Here is a 1610-nt window from a genome sequence, read left to right as displayed (position 1 = left end):
GGCCGCGGCAGCACGCGCGACGGCGGCGGCCGAGTCGGCCGACGGTATGCCCGGCGCCAGCGGCGGCGTCAGCAGCGTCGCCCACGGGGCGGGCGACAGCTGCGCGGGATGCTGCGCGATCGGCGCGCTGCTCGGCCGGTGGTCGAGGGTGCTGGCGGCGACCGGCGCCGCGATCAGCGCGAGCGCGATCAGCAGGGTGATGAGAGTCTGGGAACGGCGCATGACGGCCCGCCCGGGCGGCAACGCAGGCGGACCTCCACCGTAGCGCGGAGGGGATGAGTGCGGATCTGTGCCCCCATGGGATGCACAGATCCGCGCTCATGGGCGCGGGCGTCGCGCCGGCTGGCGCGCGGGCGCTACCCGATCTCTCTCTGCGCCGAGCCTTCGACCTTCGCGTAGGCGCAGCGGAACGACTCGGGCTGGCTGACGGCCTTGCCGCCGGCGAAGCCGCCCTTGTCCTTGTTGTCGTAGACGGTCACGTACTGGAGCGTCTCCGGCAGCGGGTTGGACGGCAGCGTGACCGGGTCCGGCTCGCCGGTCTTCGGATCGCCCTTCGAGCCCTCCGTGACGCCGAGCGCGCCGGCGGCCGAGGCGCCCGCCGCGGTCGTGATCAGCGTCGAGGACATCTCGCGGCGATCCTTCATGCCGTCGGTCGCGTCGAGGTCTATCGTCGCCGTCAGGCGGCTGTCGTCGATCGTCGAGGAGAGCTTGACGCGCGGCGCGGCGCCGACCAGCTGCGCCGCCGTCGGCAGCCAGCCGCCGAGGTCGACGCACTTCTGCGTCGCGAACAGGTAGTCGTTCTTGCCGACCTCGTCGTCGGCGAGCGGGTAGAGCGCCGAGGAGAGGCACCACGTGCCGAGGTCGACCGTGTCGGGCGAGCAGCTGCCGCGCAGCCCCTCGGCCGTGTCGCCGTCGGCGCCGAGTCTGTCCGCGCGTCTGGCGCGCGCGACCGTCGCCGGCAGGTATCTGGCCGGGATCTTCCCTCTCACCAGCGTCACCGTCTGCGCCTTCTTCGCCTGCTTCTTCGGTCTCTGCGCGCCCTTCTGCGCGAGCGCGGGGACCGTCACGGCGAGCACCAGCGCCAGCAGCGCCACGAAGAGCGCGGCGATGCCGGCGCTTCTGTTCAGTCGTTCCATCATCGGCGCCTCCTGTGGGGGCTCTGTCGTTGGTCGGCGCGCGCCCGTGCGCGGGCGGTCGCGGTTGCGGGCGCGACGTGGCGCGGGCGGTTGCGGTCACGGCGGCGGACGCCGAGCGTCAGCGCCGTGCCGGTGAAGGCGGCCAGCAGCGCCACGCCCAGCAGCGCGGGCGCGAGCGGCACGTGCTCGTCCGGGTTGTAGGCGGCGAACGCCGACGACGACTCGGGCGCGACCTCCTCCTCGCGCTTCTCCTCGTAGACGCGCACGGTCGCGCCGCCGGGCGGCGTCGGGCTCGTGAAGCTGGTCGTCGGGGGCGGCGGCGAGACGCCGACGATCGGCCGCGCGTTCGGCGGCTGCAGCGGCGGCTCGCCGGCGATCAGCGGCGGCGGCACGAACTGCGGCGCGGCCGGCGGCGGTCTCGGCGCTCTCGCCGGCGCTCTCGCCGGCGGCGTCACCGGCACGACCGGCACCGCG

Annotated in this window: 1 protein-coding gene and 2 pseudogenes; all 3 read right to left on the bottom strand. The window is 74.8% G+C overall.

Going from position 1 to position 1610, the window contains the following annotated elements; genetic code table 11:
- Positions 1–222, bottom strand: a pseudogene (locus R7226_RS31425) (hypothetical protein); the annotation flags it as partial.
- A 134-nt stretch (positions 223–356) separates the two neighbouring features.
- Entirely contained in the window at positions 357–1136 is a 780-nt protein-coding gene (locus tag R7226_RS31420; protein ID WP_318601509.1) for a hypothetical protein, read from the bottom strand.
- Positions 1136–1610, bottom strand: a pseudogene (locus R7226_RS31415) (hypothetical protein); the annotation flags it as partial. The pseudogene R7226_RS31415 and the gene R7226_RS31420, both read right to left, overlap by 1 nt.

The organism is Conexibacter stalactiti (assembly GCF_033542075.1).
GTDB classification, from domain to species: domain Bacteria; phylum Actinomycetota; class Thermoleophilia; order Solirubrobacterales; family Solirubrobacteraceae; genus Conexibacter; species Conexibacter stalactiti.
The sequence above is the reverse complement of the archived record's forward strand: the minus strand, read 5'-3'. Positions and strand labels throughout refer to the sequence as shown.